16 protein-coding genes are annotated in these 19,660 nt (G+C 54.9%); 10 read left to right on the forward strand and 6 right to left on the reverse strand.

The features are described 5' to 3' along the window. The 3 genes from ACETPC_RS11385 (at position 1) to ACETPC_RS11395 (ending at position 1,912) form a co-directional block, all read left to right on the forward strand. Positions 1-180, forward strand: coding sequence for a Trm112 family protein (locus ACETPC_RS11385; RefSeq protein WP_380181435.1), 180 nt, complete (start codon positions 1-3; stop codon positions 178-180). Continuing rightward, positions 177-923: a 3-deoxy-manno-octulosonate cytidylyltransferase gene (gene kdsB / locus ACETPC_RS11390; RefSeq protein ID WP_380181437.1), complete on the forward strand. Its 747-nt coding sequence runs from the start codon at positions 177-179 to the stop codon at positions 921-923. Before ACETPC_RS11385 ends, kdsB begins: the two co-directional genes overlap by 4 nt. 95 nt (positions 924-1,018) lie before the next feature. Continuing rightward, positions 1,019-1,912: a YcbJ family phosphotransferase gene (locus tag ACETPC_RS11395; protein ID WP_380181439.1), complete on the forward strand. Its 894-nt coding sequence runs from the start codon at positions 1,019-1,021 to the stop codon at positions 1,910-1,912. Here the strand turns inward: ACETPC_RS11395 and elyC are convergent. Beyond that, positions 1,889-2,668 carry an envelope biogenesis factor ElyC gene (elyC, locus tag ACETPC_RS11400; RefSeq protein ID WP_380181440.1) on the reverse strand — a complete coding sequence of 260 codons (780 nt, stop codon included), beginning with the start codon at positions 2,666-2,668 and terminating at the stop codon, positions 1,889-1,891. The genes ACETPC_RS11395 and elyC overlap by 24 nt on opposite strands. A gap of 128 nt (positions 2,669-2,796) precedes the next feature. On the opposite strand from elyC, the gene cmoM reads away from it, so the two are divergent. The 7 genes from cmoM to ACETPC_RS11435 all read left to right on the forward strand — a co-directional run bounded on the left by cmoM (position 2,797) and on the right by ACETPC_RS11435 (position 13,413). Continuing rightward, positions 2,797-3,579 carry a tRNA uridine 5-oxyacetic acid(34) methyltransferase CmoM gene (gene cmoM / locus ACETPC_RS11405; protein WP_380181442.1) on the forward strand — a complete coding sequence of 261 codons (783 nt, stop codon included), beginning with the start codon at positions 2,797-2,799 and terminating at the stop codon, positions 3,577-3,579. After that, positions 3,576-4,898, forward strand: coding sequence for a chromosome partition protein MukF (gene mukF, locus ACETPC_RS11410; RefSeq protein WP_380181444.1), 1,323 nt, complete (start codon positions 3,576-3,578; stop codon positions 4,896-4,898). Before cmoM ends, mukF begins: the two co-directional genes overlap by 4 nt. After that, on the forward strand, positions 4,879-5,589 hold the full coding sequence (mukE, locus tag ACETPC_RS11415) for a chromosome partition protein MukE (protein ID WP_380181446.1): 711 nt from the start codon (positions 4,879-4,881) through the stop codon (positions 5,587-5,589). The genes mukF and mukE overlap by 20 nt, the downstream gene beginning before the upstream one ends. After that, entirely contained in the window at positions 5,586-10,052 is a 4,467-nt protein-coding gene (gene mukB / locus ACETPC_RS11420; RefSeq protein ID WP_380181448.1) for a chromosome partition protein MukB, read from the forward strand. Before mukE ends, mukB begins: the two co-directional genes overlap by 4 nt. A 163-nt stretch (positions 10,053-10,215) precedes the next feature. Next, a complete protein-coding gene (gene ldtD, locus ACETPC_RS11425; protein WP_380181450.1) occupies positions 10,216-12,018 on the forward strand; it encodes a L,D-transpeptidase in 1,803 nt (600 codons plus the stop codon). Positions 12,019-12,204: 186 nt separating this feature from the next. Beyond that, positions 12,205-12,753: a DUF882 domain-containing protein gene (locus tag ACETPC_RS11430; protein WP_380181452.1), complete on the forward strand. Its 549-nt coding sequence runs from the start codon at positions 12,205-12,207 to the stop codon at positions 12,751-12,753. A 30-nt stretch (positions 12,754-12,783) separates the two neighbouring features. Further along, positions 12,784-13,413 (forward strand): MBL fold metallo-hydrolase, encoded by a 630-nt coding sequence (locus ACETPC_RS11435; RefSeq protein WP_380181454.1) that lies wholly within the window; start codon positions 12,784-12,786, stop codon positions 13,411-13,413. 59 nt (positions 13,414-13,472) lie between these two features. Here the strand turns inward: ACETPC_RS11435 and ACETPC_RS11440 are convergent, their stop codons facing one another. From ACETPC_RS11440 to pncB, 5 genes are all read right to left on the reverse strand, one after another. After that, positions 13,473-14,663, reverse strand: coding sequence for an amino acid aminotransferase (locus ACETPC_RS11440; protein ID WP_380181456.1), 1,191 nt, complete (start codon positions 14,661-14,663; stop codon positions 13,473-13,475). Between the two features lie 178 nt (positions 14,664-14,841). Then, positions 14,842-15,228 carry a coiled-coil domain-containing protein gene (locus ACETPC_RS11445; protein ID WP_380181458.1) on the reverse strand — a complete coding sequence of 129 codons (387 nt, stop codon included), beginning with the start codon at positions 15,226-15,228 and terminating at the stop codon, positions 14,842-14,844. Positions 15,229-15,490: 262 nt separating this feature from the next. Further along, complete coding sequence (gene ompF, locus ACETPC_RS11450) at positions 15,491-16,573, reverse strand: porin OmpF (protein ID WP_380181460.1); 1,083 nt, start codon at positions 16,571-16,573, stop codon at positions 15,491-15,493. Positions 16,574-16,873: 300 nt separating this feature from the next. Further along, a complete protein-coding gene (gene asnS / locus ACETPC_RS11455; protein ID WP_380181462.1) occupies positions 16,874-18,274 on the reverse strand; it encodes an asparagine--tRNA ligase in 1,401 nt (466 codons plus the stop codon). A 169-nt stretch (positions 18,275-18,443) separates the two neighbouring features. After that, positions 18,444-19,649, reverse strand: a complete 1,206-nt coding sequence (gene pncB / locus ACETPC_RS11460) for a nicotinate phosphoribosyltransferase (RefSeq protein WP_380181464.1) — start codon at positions 19,647-19,649, stop codon at positions 18,444-18,446. Positions 19,650-19,660: the final 11 nt, after the last annotated feature.

Below are 19,660 nucleotides of genomic sequence, written 5' to 3' on the forward strand. Positions count from 1 at the left end.
ATGGATCATCGCTTACTCGAAATCGTTGCTTGCCCGGTTTGTCACGGCAAGCTGTATTACAATAAAGATATGCAGGAACTTATCTGCAAACCTGACGGCCTGGCTTATCCGGTACGTGACGGTATCCCGGTGCTGCTGGAAACCGAAGCGCGTTCGCTGACTCTGGAAGAGACTTCATGAGTTTTATCGCTATCATTCCGGCGCGCTATGCCTCCACGCGGTTGCCAGGCAAACCGTTGGTTGATATCCATGGCAAACCGATGATCGTGCACGTAATGGAACGCGCGCGGGAATCGGGCGCCGAGCGCGTTATCGTAGCTACGGATAACGATGAAGTTGCCAGAGCGGTTGAAGCAGCGGGCGGCGAAGTTTGTATGACCCGTCCCGATCACCAGTCGGGCACGGAACGGCTGGCGGAAGTGATTGAGAAATATCAGTTCCCGGACGATGCAGTTATCGTCAATGTTCAGGGTGATGAGCCGATGATCCCGCCGGTAATTATTCGTCAGGTCGCGGATAATTTAGCGAAAAGCAGCGCGGGAATGGCGACGCTGGCGGTGCCAATTGACTCCGCCGAAGAAGCGTTCAACCCCAATGCAGTAAAGGTTGTCAGAGATGCGCAAGGCTACGCGCTCTATTTTTCACGGGCGACCATTCCCTGGGATCGCGAACGTTTTGCCGTTTCGCAAGAGCAGATCGGCGATAACTTCCTGCGACATATCGGTATTTATGGCTATCGTGCGGGCTTTATCCGCCGTTACGTCAGCTGGCAGCCCAGCCCGCTGGAGCAAATTGAGCTGCTGGAGCAGCTGCGAGTGCTGTGGTACGGTGAAAAAATCCACGTAGACGTGGCGCAAACCGTTCCCGGCGCAGGCGTAGATACGCCTGAAGATCTGGCGCGCGTACGGGCGGCCATGCAGTAAACTTTTTCGGGGCCGGTAACGGCCCTGTTTCTCTGCTTGTTGCTTTAACCAGGTCCAAGATAGCAATCCGGTTCGCTTGTAATCAGGAGCAGCAGATGGAACAACTTCGTTCAGAACTTTCCATAGTACTCGGTGAGACGCTAAGCCGTCTCGAATGCATCAGCGAGCAGCCTTACGCCAGTCTTTACTCGCTTTATGACGGTAAAGGTCACTCTCTGCCGCTGGTGGCAAAATACTTCAACAGCAAAGGCATCGCCTCGCAGGAAGCCTACAAACTATCGATGCTGGCCCGCGAAAGCACGGTGCGCATGCCGACGGTATACGGGCTAATCGTCAGCCAGCTGCCGCCGCAGCATGAAATTTTGCTGCTGGAAAGAATGGGCGGCGTCTCGGTAGAGGCGCCAACCCGCACGCCAGCCCGTTGGCAGCAGCTGCAGGAGCAAATTGTCGCCGCGCTGCTGGCGTGGCACCGCATTGACAGCCACGGGCTGGTAGGCACGGTAGACAGCACCCAGGAGAACAAATGGCCAGCCTGGTATAAACAGCGCGTCGAAGTCCTGTGGTCCACGCTGGGTTATATGCGCCCGGAGGCGCTGACGATGGAGGATCATCGCTTTCTTTTCCGTTGCCGTCAGAACCTTTGTGCGCTGTTTACCGATTTCGACGATCCCTGTGTGCTGGTGCACGGCAACCTTTCGCTCAGCAACATGCTGAAAGAAGCCTGGAGCGATCAGCTGCTGTCGATGATTAATCCTGGCAGAGTGCTTTGGGCGCCACGGGAATATGAGCTGTTCCGGCTGTGCGAAGAAGGCGCTGCAGAAGGGCTGCTGTTCCGCTACCTGCAGCGTGCGCCGGTGGCCGAAGGGTTTATCGCCCGGCGCTGGCTCTATATGCTGTGGGAAGAAGCGGATCGGCTTATTCACAGGGGCCAGTTTAATCGCGCCCGCTTCGATCTGGCTAAAAATTCACTGCTGCCCTGGCTCGAGTGAGGGCGCGGTAATTTTTTGCCAGAGCCGGCCCAGCGACTCATAGATAGCGCGTTCACTGTGTCCCAGCCAGAGAGAAGAAGGCATAACCTTTTCCCAAATGTTGAGCGGCGAAGCTATCGCCAGCTGATTAGCTGGCGCAGGCAGCGGATGCAGTCCCTGCTGCTGAAAGAAAATCATGGCGCGCGGCAGATGCGAAGCGGAAGTCACCAGTAAAAAAGGGCGGCTGCCGACCACCTTAGCTACCTCAACCGCCTCCTGGCTGGTGTCGCGCGGCTTATCCAGTGTGATAATCTCCTCGCGCGGCACGCCCAACGACTGAGCCACTCTGGCCGTGACCTCCGCTGAACTCACCGGGTTATTCTGCGCCGCTCCGCCGGTAAAGATCATTTTCGATCCCGGGTTTTCGCGCCATAAGCGAATCCCTTCCACCAGCCTTGGCAAACTGTTGCCGATCATATTCGATCCCGGCGCCCATTGCGGGTTCCAGGTATAGCCGCCGCCAAGCACCACTATATAATCCGCTTTTTGTTTGTCCTGCCAGGTAGCGTAACGGTTTTCCACAGGCGCGAGCAGACTGTCGGCGACCGGCTGAAGGCTGATCAATAACAAGATAAGCCAGGCGGAAGAGAGTATAATTTTCCCGGTTTTCTGCCAGCGGCTGAACCAGAGCAGGAAAAGGCCGCTCGCCATGATTAACAGCAGCAGCGGCAGGGGCAGCAGCAGGCCGCCAATCGCTTTTTTAAGCGTAAAAAGCATAAAAACAGCTTCCTTTTGTCCGAAAAAACGCCACCCGAAAGCGAAGCAGTGACGGAAAGGTTCATTCTCCCTCAGTGTATGCCAAAATAGCCGCCGGATTCACCTTTTGCCCAGCCCGGAGCCCGCTTATGCAGGATCGCAACTTTGATGATATCGCGGAAAAGTTTTCGCAAAATATTTACGGTACCACCAAAGGCCGCATTCGCCAGGCCATTGTCTGGCAGGAGCTGGAAGCGATCCTCGCCACGCTGCCGCAGCGGCCGCTTAGCGTACTTGACGCGGGCGGCGGAGAAGGGCAAACCGGCTGCGGGCTGGCCAGCCTTGGGCATCAGGTTTTACTCTGCGATCTCTCCGAAGAGATGCTGCAGCGCGCGCGTCTTCATGCCGAAGAAAAAGGTGTGAGCGACAACATGAAATTCAGACAAATCAGCGCGCAGGAGGTTGGCCGGCATTTGGTTCAGCCTGTCGATCTGGTATTGTTTCACGCTGTGCTTGAGTGGGTTGCCGAACCGGAAGCCGTGCTGGCCGCGCTTTACCAAACGCTGGCGCCGGGCGGCGTGCTGTCGCTGATGTTTTATAACCTCAACGGGCTGATGATGCAGACGCTGGTGCTGGGGAATTTCGGCTATATGCAGGCCGATCTACGCAAGCGCAAGCGTAAAACGCTGTCGCCGGACTATCCGCGCGATCCGGAGCAGGTTTACCGTTGGCTGGCAGAAGCTGGCTTTGAAGTAGAGAGCAAAACCGGCGTACGCGTCTTCCATGACTATATGCGAGACAAGCACAAGCAAACAGAAAGATTCGAAGAGATCCTGGCGCTGGAAAAGCGCTTCTGCCGCCAGGAACCATTTTTAAGTTTGGGTCGCTATATCCACGTAACAGCGCGTAAGCCCACAAAGGACGAAGCATGAGTGAATTTTCCCAGACAGTACCGGAGCTGGTTGCCTGGGCGCGAAAAAACGATTTTTCCGTCTCGTTGCCTACCGAACGTCTGGCTTTTCTGCTGGCCATCGCCACGCTTAACGGGGAGCGCATGGACGGCGAAATGAGCGAGGGCGAACTCACGGACGCCTTTCGCCACGTCAGCGAAGGATTTGAACAGACCAGTGAAACCGTCAGCGTCCGCGCCAACAACGCCATCAACGATATGGTGCGCCAGCGTTTACTTAACCGTTTTACCAGCGAACAGGCCGAAGGCCAGGCCATCTATCGCCTCACGCCGCTGGCTATCGGCATTACCGACTACTACATCCGCCAGCGCGAATTCTCTACGCTGCGCCTCTCTATGCAGCTTTCTATAGTGGCAAGCGAACTGAAGCGTGCAGCGGACGCGGCAGATGAAGACGGCGATGATTTTCACTGGCACCGTAACGTATTCGCGCCGCTGAAATATTCCGTCGCAGAAATTTTTGACAGCATTGATATTACCCAGCGCATCATGGACGAGCAGCAGCAGGCGGTAAAAGACGACATTGCCCAGCTGCTGAATAAAGACTGGCGCGCCGCTATTTCAAGCTGTGAAATGCTGCTGAACGAAACTTCCGGCACGCTGCGTGAATTACAGGACACGCTGGAAGCTGCAGGCGATAAACTGCAGGCGAATCTGCTGCGCATTCAGGATGCCACACTGGGCAGCCCGGATTTAGGTTTTATCGACAAGCTGGTATTCGATCTGCAAAACAAGCTCGACCGCATTATCAGCTGGGGCCAGCAGGCAATAGATCTCTGGATCGGCTATGACCGGCACGTCCATAAATTTATTCGTACCGCGATAGATATGGACAAGAACCGCGTCTTCGCCCAGCGCCTGCGTCAGTCAATGCAAACCTATTTTGACACGCCCTGGGCGTTGACCTATGCCAATGCCGACCGCCTGTTCGACGTGCGCGATGAAGAGCTGACCCTACGTAACGAAGAAGTCATGGGCGAGCTGCCGTCAGAGCTGGAGTACGAAGAGCTGAGCGAGATCCGCGAGCAGCTGGCGGCAATGATTGAAGAGGCGCTGGCGATTTATAAAGCCCAGCAGAAACCGCTGAACCTGGGCGTGGTAATGCGCGACTACCTGGCGCAATACCCGCGTGCGCGTCATTTCGACGTGGCAAGGATAGTGGTGGATCAGGCCGTGCGCTTAGGCGTCGCCGAAGCTGATTTTTCCGGTCTGCCCGCCGAGTGGCAGGCCATTAATGATTACGGAGCCAAGGTACAGGCGCATGTCATCGACAAATATTGAACAAGTGATGCCGGTTAAGCTGGCGCAGGCGCTGGCTAATCCACTGTTTCCCGCGCTGGACAGCCAGCTGCGTGCGGGCCGTCATATCGCCATCGAAGAGCTGGACAATCACGCTTTTCTGATGGATTACCAGGAATATCTGGAAGAGTTTTATCTGCGCTACAACGTAGAGCTGATCCGCGCGCCGGAAGGTTTTTTCTATTTGCGCCCGCGTTCCACCACGCTGATCGCCCGCTCGGTACTTTCCGAACTGGACATGATGGTAGGCAAAGTCCTTTGCTGGCTCTACCTTAGCCCGGAACGTCTGGCCAACGAGGGGATTTTCACCCAGCAGGAGCTGTACGATGAACTGCTGGCGCTGGCCGATGAAAGCAAACTCCTTAAGCTGGTGAACCAGCGCTCAACCGGCTCGGATCTGGATCGCCAGAAGCTGCAGGAAAAAATGCGTGCGTCCCTGAACCGCCTGCGCCGTCTGGGCATGGTGTGGTTTATGGGCCATGACAGCAGCAAATTCCGCATCAGCGAGTCAGTGTTCCGCTTCGGCGCGGACGTGCGCAGCGGGGATGACGCACGAGAAGCCCAGCTGCGTATGATCAGAGACGGCGAAGCGATGCTGACGGAAAGCGGCCAGGCGCGGCAGAACGAAGAAGAGAACGGCAACAGCGCCGATCAGGCGGAGGAAGAAGAATGATTGAACGCGGAAAGTTTCGCTCGCTGACGCTGGTTAACTGGAACGGTTTCTTTGCCCGAACCTTCGATCTGGATGAGCTGGTCACCACGCTTTCTGGCGGCAACGGCGCGGGAAAATCAACCACAATGGCCGCTTTCGTTACCGCGCTGATCCCCGATCTGACGTTATTGCATTTTCGTAATACCACGGAGGCGGGTGCTACTTCCGGCTCGCGTGACAAAGGCCTGCACGGCAAACTTAAGCCGGGCGTTTGCTATGCGGCACTGGATGTAGTCAACTCGCTGCACCAGCGCGTCATCGTCGGCGTCCGTTTACAGCAGATCGCCGGTCGTGACCGTAAAGTGGATATCAAACCCTTTAGTATTCATGGCCTGCCGACCTCGATTAACCCGACGGAGATCCTGACCGAAACGGTGAATGCCCGTCAGGCGCGCGTTCTGCCGCTCAGCGAGCTGAAAGAAAAGTTCGAGGCGATGGAGAGCGTGCAGTTTAAGCAGTTCAACTCCATTACCGAATACCACTCGCTGATGTTCGATCTGGGTATAGTGGCCCGTCGCCTGCGTTCAGCAGCCGATCGCAGCAAGTATTATCGATTGATCGAGGCGTCGCTGTATGGCGGTATCTCCAGCGCCATTACGCGCTCGCTGCGTGACTACCTGTTGCCGGAAAACAGCGGCGTGCGCAAAGCTTTCCAGGATATGGAGGCAGCGCTACGCGAGAACCGTATGACGCTGGAAGCGATCCGTGTCACCCAGTCCGACCGCGATCTTTTCAAACATCTGATTTCTGAAGCGACCAGCTATGTGGCCGCCGACTATATGCGTCACGCCAATGAACGCCGCATCCATCTGGACGGCGCTATGCAGCAGCGCAGTGAGCTGTTCGGCAGCCGTAAACAGCTGGCCGCCGAACAGTATCGCCACGTAGAAATGGCGCGCGAACTGGCGGAGCACAACGGCGCGGAAAGCGATCTGGAAACGGACTACCAGAGCGCCAGCGACCACCTGAATCTGGTGCAGACAGCTATGCGCCAGCAGGAAAAAATCGAGCGCTACGAAGGCGATATCGATGAGCTGACCTATCGTCTGGAAGAGCAGAACGAGGTAGTAGCCGAAGCCCGCGACACCCAGGAAGAAAACGAAGCGAGGGCGGAAGCCGCCGAACTGGAAGTAGACGAGCTGAAAAGCCAGCTGGCCGACTACCAGCAGGCGCTGGACGTTCAGCAAACTCGTGCCATCCAGTACCAGCAGGCGCTGGCGGCTCTGCAGCGAGCGCAAGAGATCTGCCAGATCCGCGAACTGACCATTGATAATGCTCAGGAGTGGCAGGAGACGTTCCGGGCGAAAGAGCAGGAAGCCACCGAAAGGCTGCTGATGCTGGAGCAAAAAATGAGCGTGGCGCAGGCCGCCCATAGCCAGTTTGAGCAGGCTTTCGAGCTGGTCACGCGCATCGCCGGGCCGGTCAGCCGCAGCGAAGCTTACCAAACTGGTCGCGAGCTGCTGCGCGATGCTGCTAACCAGCGCTATCACGCCGAACAGCTACAGTCGCTGCGCTCGCGTCTGGCGGAAATGGAGCAGCGTCTGCGCGAACAGCAGGAAGCCGAACGGCTGCTGAACGAGTTCTGCAAAAAGCACGGCCAGCAGTACGAGCCGGAAGAGCTGGAAGCTTTACAGTATGAGCTGGAGGCGCGCATTGAGCAGCTTTCGGAAAGCGTCGCCGCAGCGGGCGAACGCCGCCTGGCGATGCGTCAGGAGCTGGAGCAGGTACGCGAACGCATTGCGCGCCTGACCCGCCAGGCGCCGCAGTGGCTGAACGCGCAGGAAATCCTGACCCAGCTGCGCGAGCAGACCGGCGAGGCGCTGGAAAACGGCCAGCAGGTTACCGAGCACATGCAGCGGTTACTGGAGCGCGAGCGCGAAACCACCGTTGAACGTGATGAAGTTGCCAGCCGCAAACGCGAGGTCGAAAATCAGATCGAGCGTCTGAGCCAGCCAGGCGGCTCGGAAGATGCGCGGCTGAACCAGCTGGCCGAACGTTTCGGCGGCGTGCTGCTTTCAGAAATTTATGACGACGTCACTATTGAAGATGCGCCGTACTTCTCAGCGCTATATGGCCCGGCGCGCCACGCGATCGTGGTACCGGATCTGTCGCTGGTGCGCGAGCAGTTGGACGGGCTGGAAGAGTGCCCGGAAGATCTCTATCTGATCGAAGGGGATCCGCAATCCTTTGACGACAGCGTCTTTAACGTCGAAGAGCTGCAAAAAGCGGTGGTGGTAAAAGCGGGCGAACGCCAGTGGCGCTATTCCCGCTTCCCTAAAGTGCCGCTGTTTGGCCGTGCGGCTCGCGAAAACCAGCTGGAGTTGCTGCGTGCCGAACGTGAAACTCTGGCCGAGCGGTACGCCACGCTTTCTTTCGACGTGCAGAAAACGCAGCGCCTGCATCAGGCCTTCAGCCGCTTTATCGGTGGTCATCTGGGCGTCGCCTTCGAGTCCGATCCGGAAGCGGAAATCCGCCAGCTGAATAGCCGTCGCGGCGAGCTGGAGCGGGCTATCAACAGCCACGAAAGCGAAAACCAACAGCAGCGGCAGCAGTTTGACCAGGCGAAAGAGGGCGTGGCTCAGCTTAACCGGCTGATGCCGCGCGTTAGCCTGCTGCTGGACGAAACGCTACAGGATCGTCACGAAGAGCTGCTGGAGCGTCTGGACGAGGCGCAGGATGCCGCGCGCTTCCTGCAACAGCACAGCGCCGCTCTGGCTAAGCTGGAGCCGCTGGTAGCGGTACTGCAAAGCGATCCGGAACAGCATGAGCAGCTTCAGCTGGATTACCAGCAGGCACAGCAGGCACAACGCGATGCCCGCCAGCAGGCGTTCGCTATTACAGAAGTTGTACAGCGTCGCGCGCACTTTAACTATGCCGATTCTGCCGGCATGCTCGATGGCAACAGCGATCTGAACGAAAAACTGCGCCGTCGCCTTGAGCAGGCGGAAGGCGAGCGAGCACGGGCGCGCGAGCAGCTAAGAAACCATCAGGCACAGCTGACTCAGTACACGCAGGTACTTGCCTCGCTGAAAAGCTCCTATGATGCCAAGCGGGATATGCTGAAAGAGCTGCAGCAGGAGATGCAGGCTATTGGCGTACAGGCTGATGCCAGTGCAGAAGAGCGCGCGCGCCTGCGCCGCGATGAGCTCTATGCCGCATTAAGCAATAACCGTAGCCGCCGCAACCAGCTGGAAAAACAGCTGACCTTCTGCGAAGCGGAAATGGACGCGCTACAGAAAAAACTCAAGCGCGTTGAGCGTGATTATCATCAGAGCCGCGAACAGGTCGTCAGCGCTAAAGCTGGCTGGGTAGCAGTACTGCGTATGGTGAAAGACAATGGCGTTGAACGCCGATTGCACCGCCGTGAGCTGGCCTATCTGGGCGGCGACGAGCTGCGCTCAATGTCGGATAAGGCGCTTGGCGCGCTGCGTCTGGCGGTAGCTGATAACGAACACCTGCGCGATATTCTGCGCCTGTCGGAAGATCCGAAAAGGCCCGAGCGCAAGATTGAGTTCTTTATCGCCGTTTACCAGCACCTGCGCGAACGTATCCGCCAGGATATTATCCGGACGGACGATCCGGTCGAGGCGATCGAGCAGATGGAAATCGAGCTTAGCCGCCTGAGCGAAGAGCTGACCGCCCGCGAGCAGATGCTGGCTATCAGCTCGCGCAGCGTGGCGAACATCATCCGCAAAACTATTCAGCGCGAGCAAAACCGCATCCGCCAGCTAAACCAGGGGCTGCAAAGCGTCAGCTTTGGCCAGGTACAGAGCGTGCGGTTGAACGTTAACGTGCGTGAAACCCATGCCACGCTGCTGGATGTGCTTTCCGAGCAGCACGAGCAGCATCAGGATCTGTTTAAAAGCCAGCGTCTGACCTTCTCTGAAGCGCTGGCGAAACTTTACCAGCGTCTGAATCCACAGATAGATATGGGGCAGCGTACGCCGCAAACCATCGGGGAAGAGCTGCTAGACTACCGCAACTATCTCTCGATGGAAGTGGAAGTAAACCGTGGTTCGGATGGCTGGCTGCGTGCGGAAAGCGGGGCGCTATCAACGGGCGAAGCGATCGGTACAGGTATGTCGATTCTGGTGATGGTGGTGCAGAGCTGGGAAGAAGAGTCCCGTCGTCTGCGCGGCAAGGATATCTCGCCTTGCCGGCTGCTGTTCCTGGATGAAGCAGCGCGACTGGATGCGAAATCCATTGCCACGCTGTTCGAGCTTTGCGACCGTCTGGAGATGCAGCTGATTATCGCCGCGCCGGAAAACATCAGTCCGGAAAAAGGCACTACCTATAAGCTGGTGCGTAAGGTGATCAATAATAGTGAACACGTCCATGTTGTCGGCCTGCGCGGTTTTGCCGCCGAACCGGTTGCCGCGGCTAATTCATCTGTTGAAGCTGTAGAACAGCAACTTTCTTCCTGACGCGAATAGCACAAAATAATCGGCAGCGGATATAGCAAAATTGACGCCGCCGAATTACTCTCTCAAACGGCGCTGGCGACACCCTGGCGCCGTTTTCTTTTCTATACTTATAACAATGACTAATTAGGGTTCGACTTTTCAGACCCACCAGAGGAGGCAAGGGATGTTGCTGACAGGATCTTATTTCGCAAAATTCAGTACGGGTTGCTGCCTGGCGTTAGCGCTGGTGCAGGCTATGCCTGTGGCCGTGGCTGCGCCGCATTCGTCCATGACGGCGGCTATATCCACGTCCCAGGCTCAGGCAAGGCTGCAGCTGTTGTTCGATAATGGCTATCGGCCCTTTTACCTGAAAATGCTGGCGTCGCTCTATGCCACTCAGCATATGCAGCCGATGTGGCAGGATCGGCAAGCCGTGCAGCAGTTCCAGCAGCAGCTGGCGGAAGTCGCTATTTCCGGCGTCCAGCCGCAGTTTACACAATGGGTAAAAATGCTGACCGACCCGGCGGTAAAGGGGCTGGAAAGAGACGTTGTGCTTTCTGACGCTATGCTGGGCTATCTGCAATTTGTTTCCACTGTGCCGGTAAAAGGCGAAACATGGCTCTATAACAACGTGCCTTATAAGCTGGACGTGCCTGCCATATCGGTAATTAATCAGTGGCAGCGAGCGGTAGAAAAGGGTTCAACGCTCATTTTTATTAACTCGCTGGCGCCGCAGCATCCGCAATATACGCCAATGCATCAGGCATTAAAAAGCCTGCTAACCGACAACCGTGCCTGGCCGCAGCTTACCGCGCGGCAAAGCCTGCGGCCGGGGCAACTGAGCGACGATGTCCCAGCTTTGCGTGAAATACTCCAGCGCACTAATATGCTGACGCCGGGCAGCGATACGCCCAAACCTAACGAGGATGTGGCGCCTGTTACTACTTCAGTACCGGCTACCTTTGTCGATGAGGATGCGGCAGTCAGTCCTTCTGCCGCACCGGTTGAACAGCAGTCTGCGGCAAATACGCCAGAAATAGCGGGCCAGGTGCAAAACGATGTGCCTGCCAACCCGACTCATGTTTACTCAGAAGATTTAGTGGAAGGCGTAAAGCGATTTCAGCGCTGGCAGGGACTGGAAGCGGACGGCATTATCGGCCCAAGAACACGTGAATGGCTGAACGTTTCTCCTCAGCTGCGTGCCTCGTTGCTGGCGCTGAATATTCAGCGCTTAAGGCTGCTACCTGATGATATGCATAACGGGATTATGGTGAATATCGCCAACTATTCCCTGAAGTATTATCTGAACGGCAATCAAATCCTTGCTTCCCGCGTTATCGTTGGACGTCCGGATCGTAAAACGCCGCTGATGCGCAGCGCGCTAAACAATGTAGTGCTTAATCCGCCGTGGAACGTGCCGACGACGCTGGTACGTAAGGATATTATTCCTAAGGTTAAGCAGGATCCGAGCTATCTCTACAAGCATAACTACACGCTGCTTTCAGGCTGGAGCAGCGATGCGGAAGTTATCGATCCTTCGATGATTGACTGGCGCATGATATCGGCGGCCTCCTTCCCGTATCGTATCCGCCAGGCACCGGGCGCGACCAATTCGCTGGGCCGCTATAAGTTTAATATGCCAAGTTCGGATGCTATCTATCTGCACGACACGCCTAACCATAACCTTTTCCAGAAGGATATCAGGGCGCTTAGCTCAGGCTGTGTCAGGGTCAATAAAGCTTCCGACCTTGCCAGCTTGCTGTTGCAGGACGCAGGCTGGAACGACCAGCGGATCTCCAGCACGCTGAAGCAGGGCGATACCCGCTATATTCCGGTACGGCATCATATTCCCGTTAATTTGTATTATCTGACTGCCTGGGTCGCCGACGATGGCCGCACGCAGTATCGAACAGATATTTACAATTATGACCTGACCGCTCGCTCCGGTGCACAGGTGTTGACTAAGGCTGGTCAATTATTGCTCTAGTGATTGATTCTTCGAACATTCCGCTTTAGTCCGGCGGCACAACAGCGTGGCGGGTACGGCCTTCTCTTTTTGAATTGCCGTTCCCGTCACGTTTCGTTGGTTGACGGCACATTTTTACCCGGTTATGGTTCCGGTCGGTGAACATTGCCACCGTTTCAGACCATTTTAGCCAGGTAACACAGATTGATGGATAAATTCGACTCTCATCGCCGTAAATTACTGGCCCTGGGCGGCGCGGCATTAGGCCTGTCGCTGCTCCCCGGCCAGGCTTTCGCATCGCTTTCCACTTCACGTCCTCGCGTGCTGACGTTAAATAATTTACATACCGGAGAAAGCCTTAAAACTGAATTCTTTAATGGTAAAAGCTATGACGCAAATGAATTAACGCGTCTGAACCATTTTTTCCGTGATTATCGCGCCAACCAGGTTAAAAGCATTGACCCGCATCTTTTCGATCAGCTGTATCGGCTTCAGGCGCTGCTGGATACCCGTAAACCCGTTCAGCTGATTTCCGGCTACCGTACGCTGGCTACCAACAACTCGCTGCGCGAACGCGGTAGCGGTGTCGCAAAGCACAGCTACCATACGCGGGGACAGGCAATGGATTTTCACATTGAGGGTATTGCTCTCAATAATATACGCAAAGCTGCGCTTTCCATGAAGGCTGGGGGTGTAGGATACTATCCCAGAAGCAACTTTGTGCATATTGATACCGGGCCGGCAAGGCACTGGTAAGAGAAAATCCGTGCGGATTAATGGAGCGCTATGAATTATCAAACTATTCCGGTAACGGCCTTTTCGCAAAACTGCACGCTAATCTGGTGTCCCGTCACGCTTCAGGCTGCCGTAGTGGATCCTGGCGGCGATGGGGAGAAAATCAGGGCGCAGGTTGAGGAAAAAGGGGTAACTGTTACGCAGATTTTGCTGACGCACGGCCATCTGGATCACGTTGGCGCAGCGGCGGAACTGGCCGCTTTTTACGCCGTGCCGATCGTAGGCCCGCACAAAGCGGATGAATTCTGGCTACAGGGCCTGCCGACGCAAAGCCAAATGTTTGGTTTTCCGCCGTGCGCTCCGCTGGAGCCGGATCGCTGGCTGGAAGAGGGCGAAGTAGTGCGGGTTGGCGATATCTCGCTGGAAGTACTGCTTTGTCCTGGCCATACGCCCGGCCATATTGTCTTTTTTGACCGGGCTTCCCGGCTGCTAATCTCAGGCGACGTTATTTTTAACGGCGGCGTAGGGCGTACCGATTTTCCTCAGGGTAGCCATGCTGATTTGATCGACGCTATTAAAAATAAGCTGCTGCCGCTTGGCGACGACGTAACCTTTTTACCGGGTCACGGCCCCAGTTCTACGCTGGGCAAAGAAAGAATCACTAATCCTTTTTTGCAATAACCCCTGAAGTGAAAAAAGCCTGCGTTAAGCAGGCTTTTTTATTACAGCAACCCCAGCTTTTACAGCACGGCGGCGATTGCTTCGCACAGCGGCGCCATATTGTCCGGCGTCATTCCCGCCACGTTAACGCGACCGGAGTTTACCGCATAGACGCCAAACTCTTCGCGCAGCCTGATAACCTGCTCTTTAGTCAGACCGCTGAAAGAAAACATGCCGTTCTGATTGATAATAAAGCTGAAGTCGCCCCTGGCGCCTTTCTCCTGCAGGGTATTCACAAACAGCTGGCGCATACGGTGGATACGCTGGCGCATATCGGTCAGCTCCTGCTCCCACAATGTACGCAGCGAATCGTTGCTTAAAATAGTGGCGACGACGGCGGCACCATGCGCAGGCGGGTTTGAGTAGTTGGCGCGAATGGTTGCTTTTACCTGGCTGAATGCGGTATCGGCGACGTCCGCCGCGCTGGCAACCAGGGTAAAGGCACCTACACGCTCATTGTAGAGGCCAAAATTTTTGGAATAGGAGCTGGCGACAATCAGTTCCTGATGAGCGGCGGCAAAAATACGCAGGCCTTCTGCATCCTCTTCCAGACCACGGGCAAAGCCCTGATAGGCGAAGTCGAACAGCGGCAGCCAACCTTTCGCCAGCGACATTTCCGCCAGTTCCCGCCACTGCGCCGCCGTAGGATCGATGCCGGTTGGGTTATGGCAGCAGCCGTGGAACAGCACGATATCGCCCGCCTGCGCTTCACCCAGCGCGTTCAGCATGCCGTCAAAATCGAGTGCATGATTGTTTGCGTCGTAATATTGATATTCGCAAACTTCCAGGCCGGCGGACTGAAAGACGTTTTTATGGTTAGGCCAGCTTGGGTTGCTTACCCAGACACGTTTTGCGCTGGTCTGTGAAGCGATAAAATCTGCGGCCACGCGCAGCGCGCCAGTGCCGCCTGGTGTTTGCGCCGTGCGCGCGCGCCGATCGCGTAGAATCGCGTTATCCTTGCCAAACAGCAGTTCCTGCGTGCATTTGCCGAAATCGGCCAGGCCGTCAATGCTGAGGTAATTTTTGGTGGTTTCGTTTTCCAGCAGATACTGCTCGGCTTTTTTTACGCTGGTCAGTACCGGCGTCTTGCCGGTTTCGTCTTTATAAACGCCAATGCCAAGATTGATTTTGTCCGGACGATCGTCCGCACGAAAAAGATCGGCTAAGCCAAGAATAGGATCGGCGGGTGCAGCTGCAATGCGTTCAAACATAGTGAAAGTCCGTTATAAACTGAAACGAAGTGAGGATTCAGGGTACCGCCACTCTGCAAAAATTGCCAACCGTTTGCGTGCAAAGCCGTGAAAGTTTGGCAGAGAAAAGGTATTGGCCAGGGGCGTAATCCAGGTGAGGCGGAGCAAGCTGCCGGATAGCCTGGCTTATCACAAGCTATTACAGCCAGTGAAAGCCTTTAGCCATGATACCGGCCAGGCCCAGCGCCAGGCCAATCAGCGCGCTAAACATAAGGCGAAAATCAGCGCGCATATCTTTGCGGACATCTTTTATCTCGCCACGCACATCTTTTATCTCGCTACGCACATCTGTTATCTCGGCACGAACATCTCTTATCTCACCACGGACATCTTTTATCTCATCACGCACATCTTTTATTTCACTCCGTATATCCTTTAGCTCACCTCTGATGTCGTTAACGTCGCGCCTGAGCCAGGCAATATGCGTTTCTACTCTGGTAAAGCGTCTTTCCGTAATCTTATCTGACGCTTCTGTGCGATCGCCATGCTCCGACAGCGTCAGCGTAAAAGGATTGTACATATCCATATAGATACTCCTTTGTTGAGTCGCGTTTGATTTTTCCACTTTTAGCCATAGCCGGCAATGCGTTAGCCAGAAGTTTTAGAGGGTTGCGGCATGGCTCGAGTTTTTTTGAAACGGGAAAGGGCGGTTACATAGAGAAACAGCAGCCCATTACTGTGCTGCCAGCGGATAGTTAAAGAAGGAAGATATTTTCAGGGGGAAATAGCGAATGTTCAGCAATAAAAAACGGGGCCAGCGGCCCCGTTCAGACAAATTATCGTTTGGATTAGAACTGGTAAACCAGGCCTACCGCTACGATATCGTCAGTGTTCAGGCCCAGCGCATTGTCGTTATCCAGCAGGTTGATCTGGTAGTCGACATAGGTAGACATGTTTTTGTTGAAGTAGTAGGTTGCGCCCACATCAACATATTTGTACAGGTCAGCATCGCCAACGCCTTCGATGTCTTTCAGTTTAGACTGCTCGTAGGCGATAGATGGACGCAGGCCGAAATCGAACTGGTACTGCGCTACGATATCGATGTTTTGAGCTTTGTTGGCAAAACCTGTGCCGCCGTTATTGTCGTTAGTGAACCAGGTCGCGTTACGGGTCTCACCGTAAGAAGCTGCCAGGTAGACGTTGTTCGCGTCGTATTTCAGCGCGGTAGCCCACTGCTGAGTTTTATCGCCGCGACCATAGGTAGTCTGATTTTGCGCTTCGGTACGATCGTTAGAAGCATAGGCACCTACGATAGCCACACCAATTGGTGAGGTGTAGGAGGTAGATACGCCCCAGCCGTCGCCGTTTGCACGACGTGGGTCGTCAGAACGCTCGTTTTTGCCCTGATACTGTACGGCAAAGTTCCAACCGTCGACCAAACCAAAGAAGTTGGTGTTACGGTAGGTAGCTACGCCAGTAGCACGGCCAGCCAGGAAGGTGTCAGAAGAACCAGAATAGCCACCGAATTCTGGCAGCATATCGGTCCAGCCGATGGCGTCGTAGACCACGCCGTAGTTACGGCCATAGTCCAGAGAGCCGTACTCAGCGAATTTCAGACCGGCAAAGCCCAGACGGGTTTTATTGCCGTTCTGCGAGTCGGAACCGTTTTCAGAGTTGTTTGCCTGGATGTTGTATTCCCACTGGCCGTAACCGGTCAGCTGATCGTTGATCTGGGTTTCACCTTTGAAACCAAAACGCACATAGCTCTGATCGCCATCGTTGCCATCGTCATCGGAGAAATAGTGCAGACCATCAACTTTCCCATAGAGGTCCAGCTTGTTGCCGTCTTTGTTATAGATTTCTGCTGCATTGGCTGCACCAGCGGCTAACAGGGCTGGGATAACCAGTGCCAGAATATTGCGCTTCATCATTATTTATTACCCTCATTGGAGTTATCTGGACACCTGCCACTGCCGTCAATAATTCTTTACAGAACTACGAAGAGAGTTTGGTGTCTTCCTGTGTCTGCACGCATCTTTCCATTGGCGGTGCGGTTAATCTACCCCGAAAATGCTACTAATATCCTATTCTTGTTGCAGGAAGAAAATTTGTGTTTCAGGATGTAAATAAAGCGGAACTTTGTGAACTATCTCTAAATTTACAAAAATAAAAAAAGGCCAGCGAGGCTGGCCTTAGATATATATATGAATTTCTTATATTTAATGCAGAAATCAGAAGCTGGCGTTGCGTGGCGTCCTTGGGAAAGCGATAACGTCCCTGACATTTTGCACGCCAGTGACATAAGCGATTAAACGTTCAAAGCCTAAGCCAAAGCCGGAATGAGGCACGGTGCCGTAGCGACGCAGATCGCGATACCACCAGTAATCTTCTTTGTTCAGACCCATCTCCGCCAGGCGAGCATCCAGCACGTCCAGACGTTCTTCACGCTGCGAACCGCCGATGATTTCGCCGATGCCCGGTGCCAACACGTCCATTGCCGCTACCGTCTTGCCGTCATCGTTCAGGCGCATGTAAAACGCCTTGATATCTTTTGGATAGTTTTTTACTACCACAGGGGCTTTGAAGTGTTTCTCTGCCAGATAGCGTTCGTGCTCAGAAGAGAGGTCGATGCCCCAGGAAACGGCGTTTTCGAATTTTTCGCCGCAGGCTTTAAGAATTTCGATCGCGTCGGTGTAATCAACCTGCGCAAAATCGGTGGTAACAAATTGCTCCAGGCGGGTAATAGCTTCTTTGTCTACGCGTTCCGCGAAGAAGGCCATATCATCGGCACGCTCTGCCAGTACGGCTTTAAAGACGTACTTCAGCATCGCTTCCGCCAGCGCGGCGTTATCTTCCAGATCGGCGAAAGCCACTTCCGGCTCCAGCATCCAGAACTCTGCCAAATGGCGGCTGGTGTTGGAGTTTTCCGCACGGAAGGTCGGACCAAAAGTGTAGATTTTGGAAATGGCGCTGGCGTAGGTTTCGCCGTTGAGCTGACCGGAAACGGTCAGAAAAGCCTCTTTGCCGAAGAAGTCTTCATCATAGTTAACTTTGCCTTCCGGCGTGCGCGGCAGGTTTTCCATATCCAGCGTGGAAACGCGGAACATTTCGCCGGCGCCTTCCGTATCGGAAGCGGTAATCAGCGGCGTGGAAACCCAGAAAAAGCCCTGCTCATCGAAGAAACGGTGCAGCGCCTGCGCCAGCGTGTGGCGAACGCGCGCTACGGCACCAATCAGGTTGGTACGCGGGCGCAGGTGGGCCACCTCACGCAAATACTCAATGCTGTGACGTTTGGCCGCCATTGGATAAGTATCAGGATCGTCTACCCAGCCCACGACTTCTACCGCGTTTGCCTGAATCTCAAAGCTCTGGCCTTCGCCCGGCGACTCGACGACTTTGCCAGTAATAGCTACAGAGCAACCTGTGGTCAGGCGCAGCACTTCTTCCTGATAATTATTCAGAGAATTATTAACGACAGCCTGAACAGGATTAAAGCAGGAACCGTCATAAACGGCGATAAAGGAAATACCGGCTTTTGAATCTCTTCGGGTACGTACCCAGCCGCGAACGGTGACTTCGCTGTCAACCGCGATCCGGCCTTGCAGTACATCCGCTACAGGCACAACGCTCATATAAGTCTCTCTTTTCATCAGAATTAAAATTGCCCGAAACCGGGGTAATGCTATGTTACTTGTCAGAAAACGAGAAACAAGAAGAATTCGTCGTGAGGCGGGAGATTTATTGGCTGAAGTCAGCCAGCACAGAGAGAGGAGCAGGCAGCGCCTCTCTCTGCGGGTTAACCTAACTGGCTTTCTTCACCAGCGGCAGATCGAAAGCCTTGCGCAGCGCGCGCACAAAAGCTTTATCCTGGCAGATAGTTTTGCCCGGACTGTCAGAGAGTTTAGCGACCGGTTTACCGTTGCACTCCACCAGTTTAATCACGATATTTAACGGTTTAACCTGTGGAATATCGCAGGTCAAACGCGTGCCTATGCCGAAAATAACCTCTACGCGCTGACCGAAATGACGGTAAAGATCCACCGCTTTCGGCAAATCGAGATTGTCTGAGAAAACCAGCGTTTTTTCTTTGGGATCGATGCCCAGCTTTTCATAATGCGCGATGGCTTTTTCGCCCCATTCAACAGGATCGCCGGAATCGTGGCGCAACCCCTGATAGCTGCTGGCAAAATTCAGACCGAAGTCGCGCAGAAAAGCATCCATAGTAATGCAGTCTGTCAGCGCGATGCCCAGACGGTTTGGATACTCTTCCAGCCAGGCCTGTAGTGCCGCGCGCTGGCTGTTAGCCAGCACAGGGCTGATCTGCTGATGCGCCTGGAACCATTCATGAGCCTGAGTGCCGACCGGGGCTAGCTGAAGCTGACGGGCGACGTCATAGTTGCTGGAGCCGACCAGCCATGGGAAATCTGCTTTAAGCGTGCTGACAATAGCCAGCTGTACATCGCGTGAGAAACGACGGCGCGTACCGAAATCCATCAGCTTGAAGCGCGACATATCCAGATCCGCCGTGAGTCCGCCGAAGTCTTGCAGTTTATGCTGCAAACGTTCGACGGCCATCGCTGGCGAAACCTGCGGCGAACGATGACGGTGGACTACTTCGCTAATCAGCGCCAGCAGCGGCACTTCCCACATAATCACCTCAAGCCACGGCCCGGCGATACGGATATCCAGCTTGCCCTGATGATTGCGTATGCGTACCTGAGAGGGATCGTAGCGGAACTGTTTCAGCCACTGTAAATAATCCGCGCTGAAAAAGGGCAGGTCGGCAAGATAGCGTCCTTCGGCATCGCTGAGCGCCAGCGATTGCATCATTTCTACCTGGTGGGAGATTTCCTCAGCATAGATGCCGAGCAGGTCGTCGCCACGGCAGCGAAACTCGGCCACCACGGAGACGTTCTGATAGCGATGAAATACCGCCTGCTGCATATGCAGCTTATAGGCGTCCGTATCCAGCAGTGTGGTCAGTATCGGGGAAGCATGTCGTGTCATGGTGCGTTTCA

This window comes from Pantoea sp. sgz302252 (genome assembly GCF_042610525.1).
In the GTDB taxonomy this organism is placed as follows: domain Bacteria; phylum Pseudomonadota; class Gammaproteobacteria; order Enterobacterales; family Enterobacteriaceae; genus Erwinia.

What these genes read in the sequence shown, in the direction of transcription:
- pncB (WP_380181464.1), bottom strand. Translation starts at nt 19,649, where the DNA reads ATGACACGACATGCTTCCCCGATACTGACCACACTGCTGGATACGGAC.
- ACETPC_RS11435 (WP_380181454.1), top strand. Translation starts at nt 12,784, where the DNA reads ATGAATTATCAAACTATTCCGGTAACGGCCTTTTCGCAAAACTGCACG.
- ACETPC_RS11440 (WP_380181456.1), bottom strand. Translation starts at nt 14,663, where the DNA reads ATGTTTGAACGCATTGCAGCTGCACCCGCCGATCCTATTCTTGGCTTA.
- ompF (WP_380181460.1), bottom strand. Translation starts at nt 16,573, where the DNA reads ATGATGAAGCGCAATATTCTGGCACTGGTTATCCCAGCCCTGTTAGCC.
- mukF (WP_380181444.1), top strand. Translation starts at nt 3,576, where the DNA reads ATGAGTGAATTTTCCCAGACAGTACCGGAGCTGGTTGCCTGGGCGCGA.
- elyC (WP_380181440.1), bottom strand. Translation starts at nt 2,668, where the DNA reads ATGCTTTTTACGCTTAAAAAAGCGATTGGCGGCCTGCTGCTGCCCCTG.
- mukB (WP_380181448.1), top strand. Translation starts at nt 5,586, where the DNA reads ATGATTGAACGCGGAAAGTTTCGCTCGCTGACGCTGGTTAACTGGAAC.
- asnS (WP_380181462.1), bottom strand. Translation starts at nt 18,274, where the DNA reads ATGAGCGTTGTGCCTGTAGCGGATGTACTGCAAGGCCGGATCGCGGTT.
- ACETPC_RS11430 (WP_380181452.1), top strand. Translation starts at nt 12,205, where the DNA reads ATGGATAAATTCGACTCTCATCGCCGTAAATTACTGGCCCTGGGCGGC.
- kdsB (WP_380181437.1), top strand. Translation starts at nt 177, where the DNA reads ATGAGTTTTATCGCTATCATTCCGGCGCGCTATGCCTCCACGCGGTTG.
- ACETPC_RS11395 (WP_380181439.1), top strand. Translation starts at nt 1,019, where the DNA reads ATGGAACAACTTCGTTCAGAACTTTCCATAGTACTCGGTGAGACGCTA.
- ldtD (WP_380181450.1), top strand. Translation starts at nt 10,216, where the DNA reads ATGTTGCTGACAGGATCTTATTTCGCAAAATTCAGTACGGGTTGCTGC.
- mukE (WP_380181446.1), top strand. Translation starts at nt 4,879, where the DNA reads ATGTCATCGACAAATATTGAACAAGTGATGCCGGTTAAGCTGGCGCAG.
- ACETPC_RS11445 (WP_380181458.1), bottom strand. Translation starts at nt 15,228, where the DNA reads ATGGATATGTACAATCCTTTTACGCTGACGCTGTCGGAGCATGGCGAT.
- ACETPC_RS11385 (WP_380181435.1), top strand. Translation starts at nt 1, where the DNA reads ATGGATCATCGCTTACTCGAAATCGTTGCTTGCCCGGTTTGTCACGGC.
- cmoM (WP_380181442.1), top strand. Translation starts at nt 2,797, where the DNA reads ATGCAGGATCGCAACTTTGATGATATCGCGGAAAAGTTTTCGCAAAAT.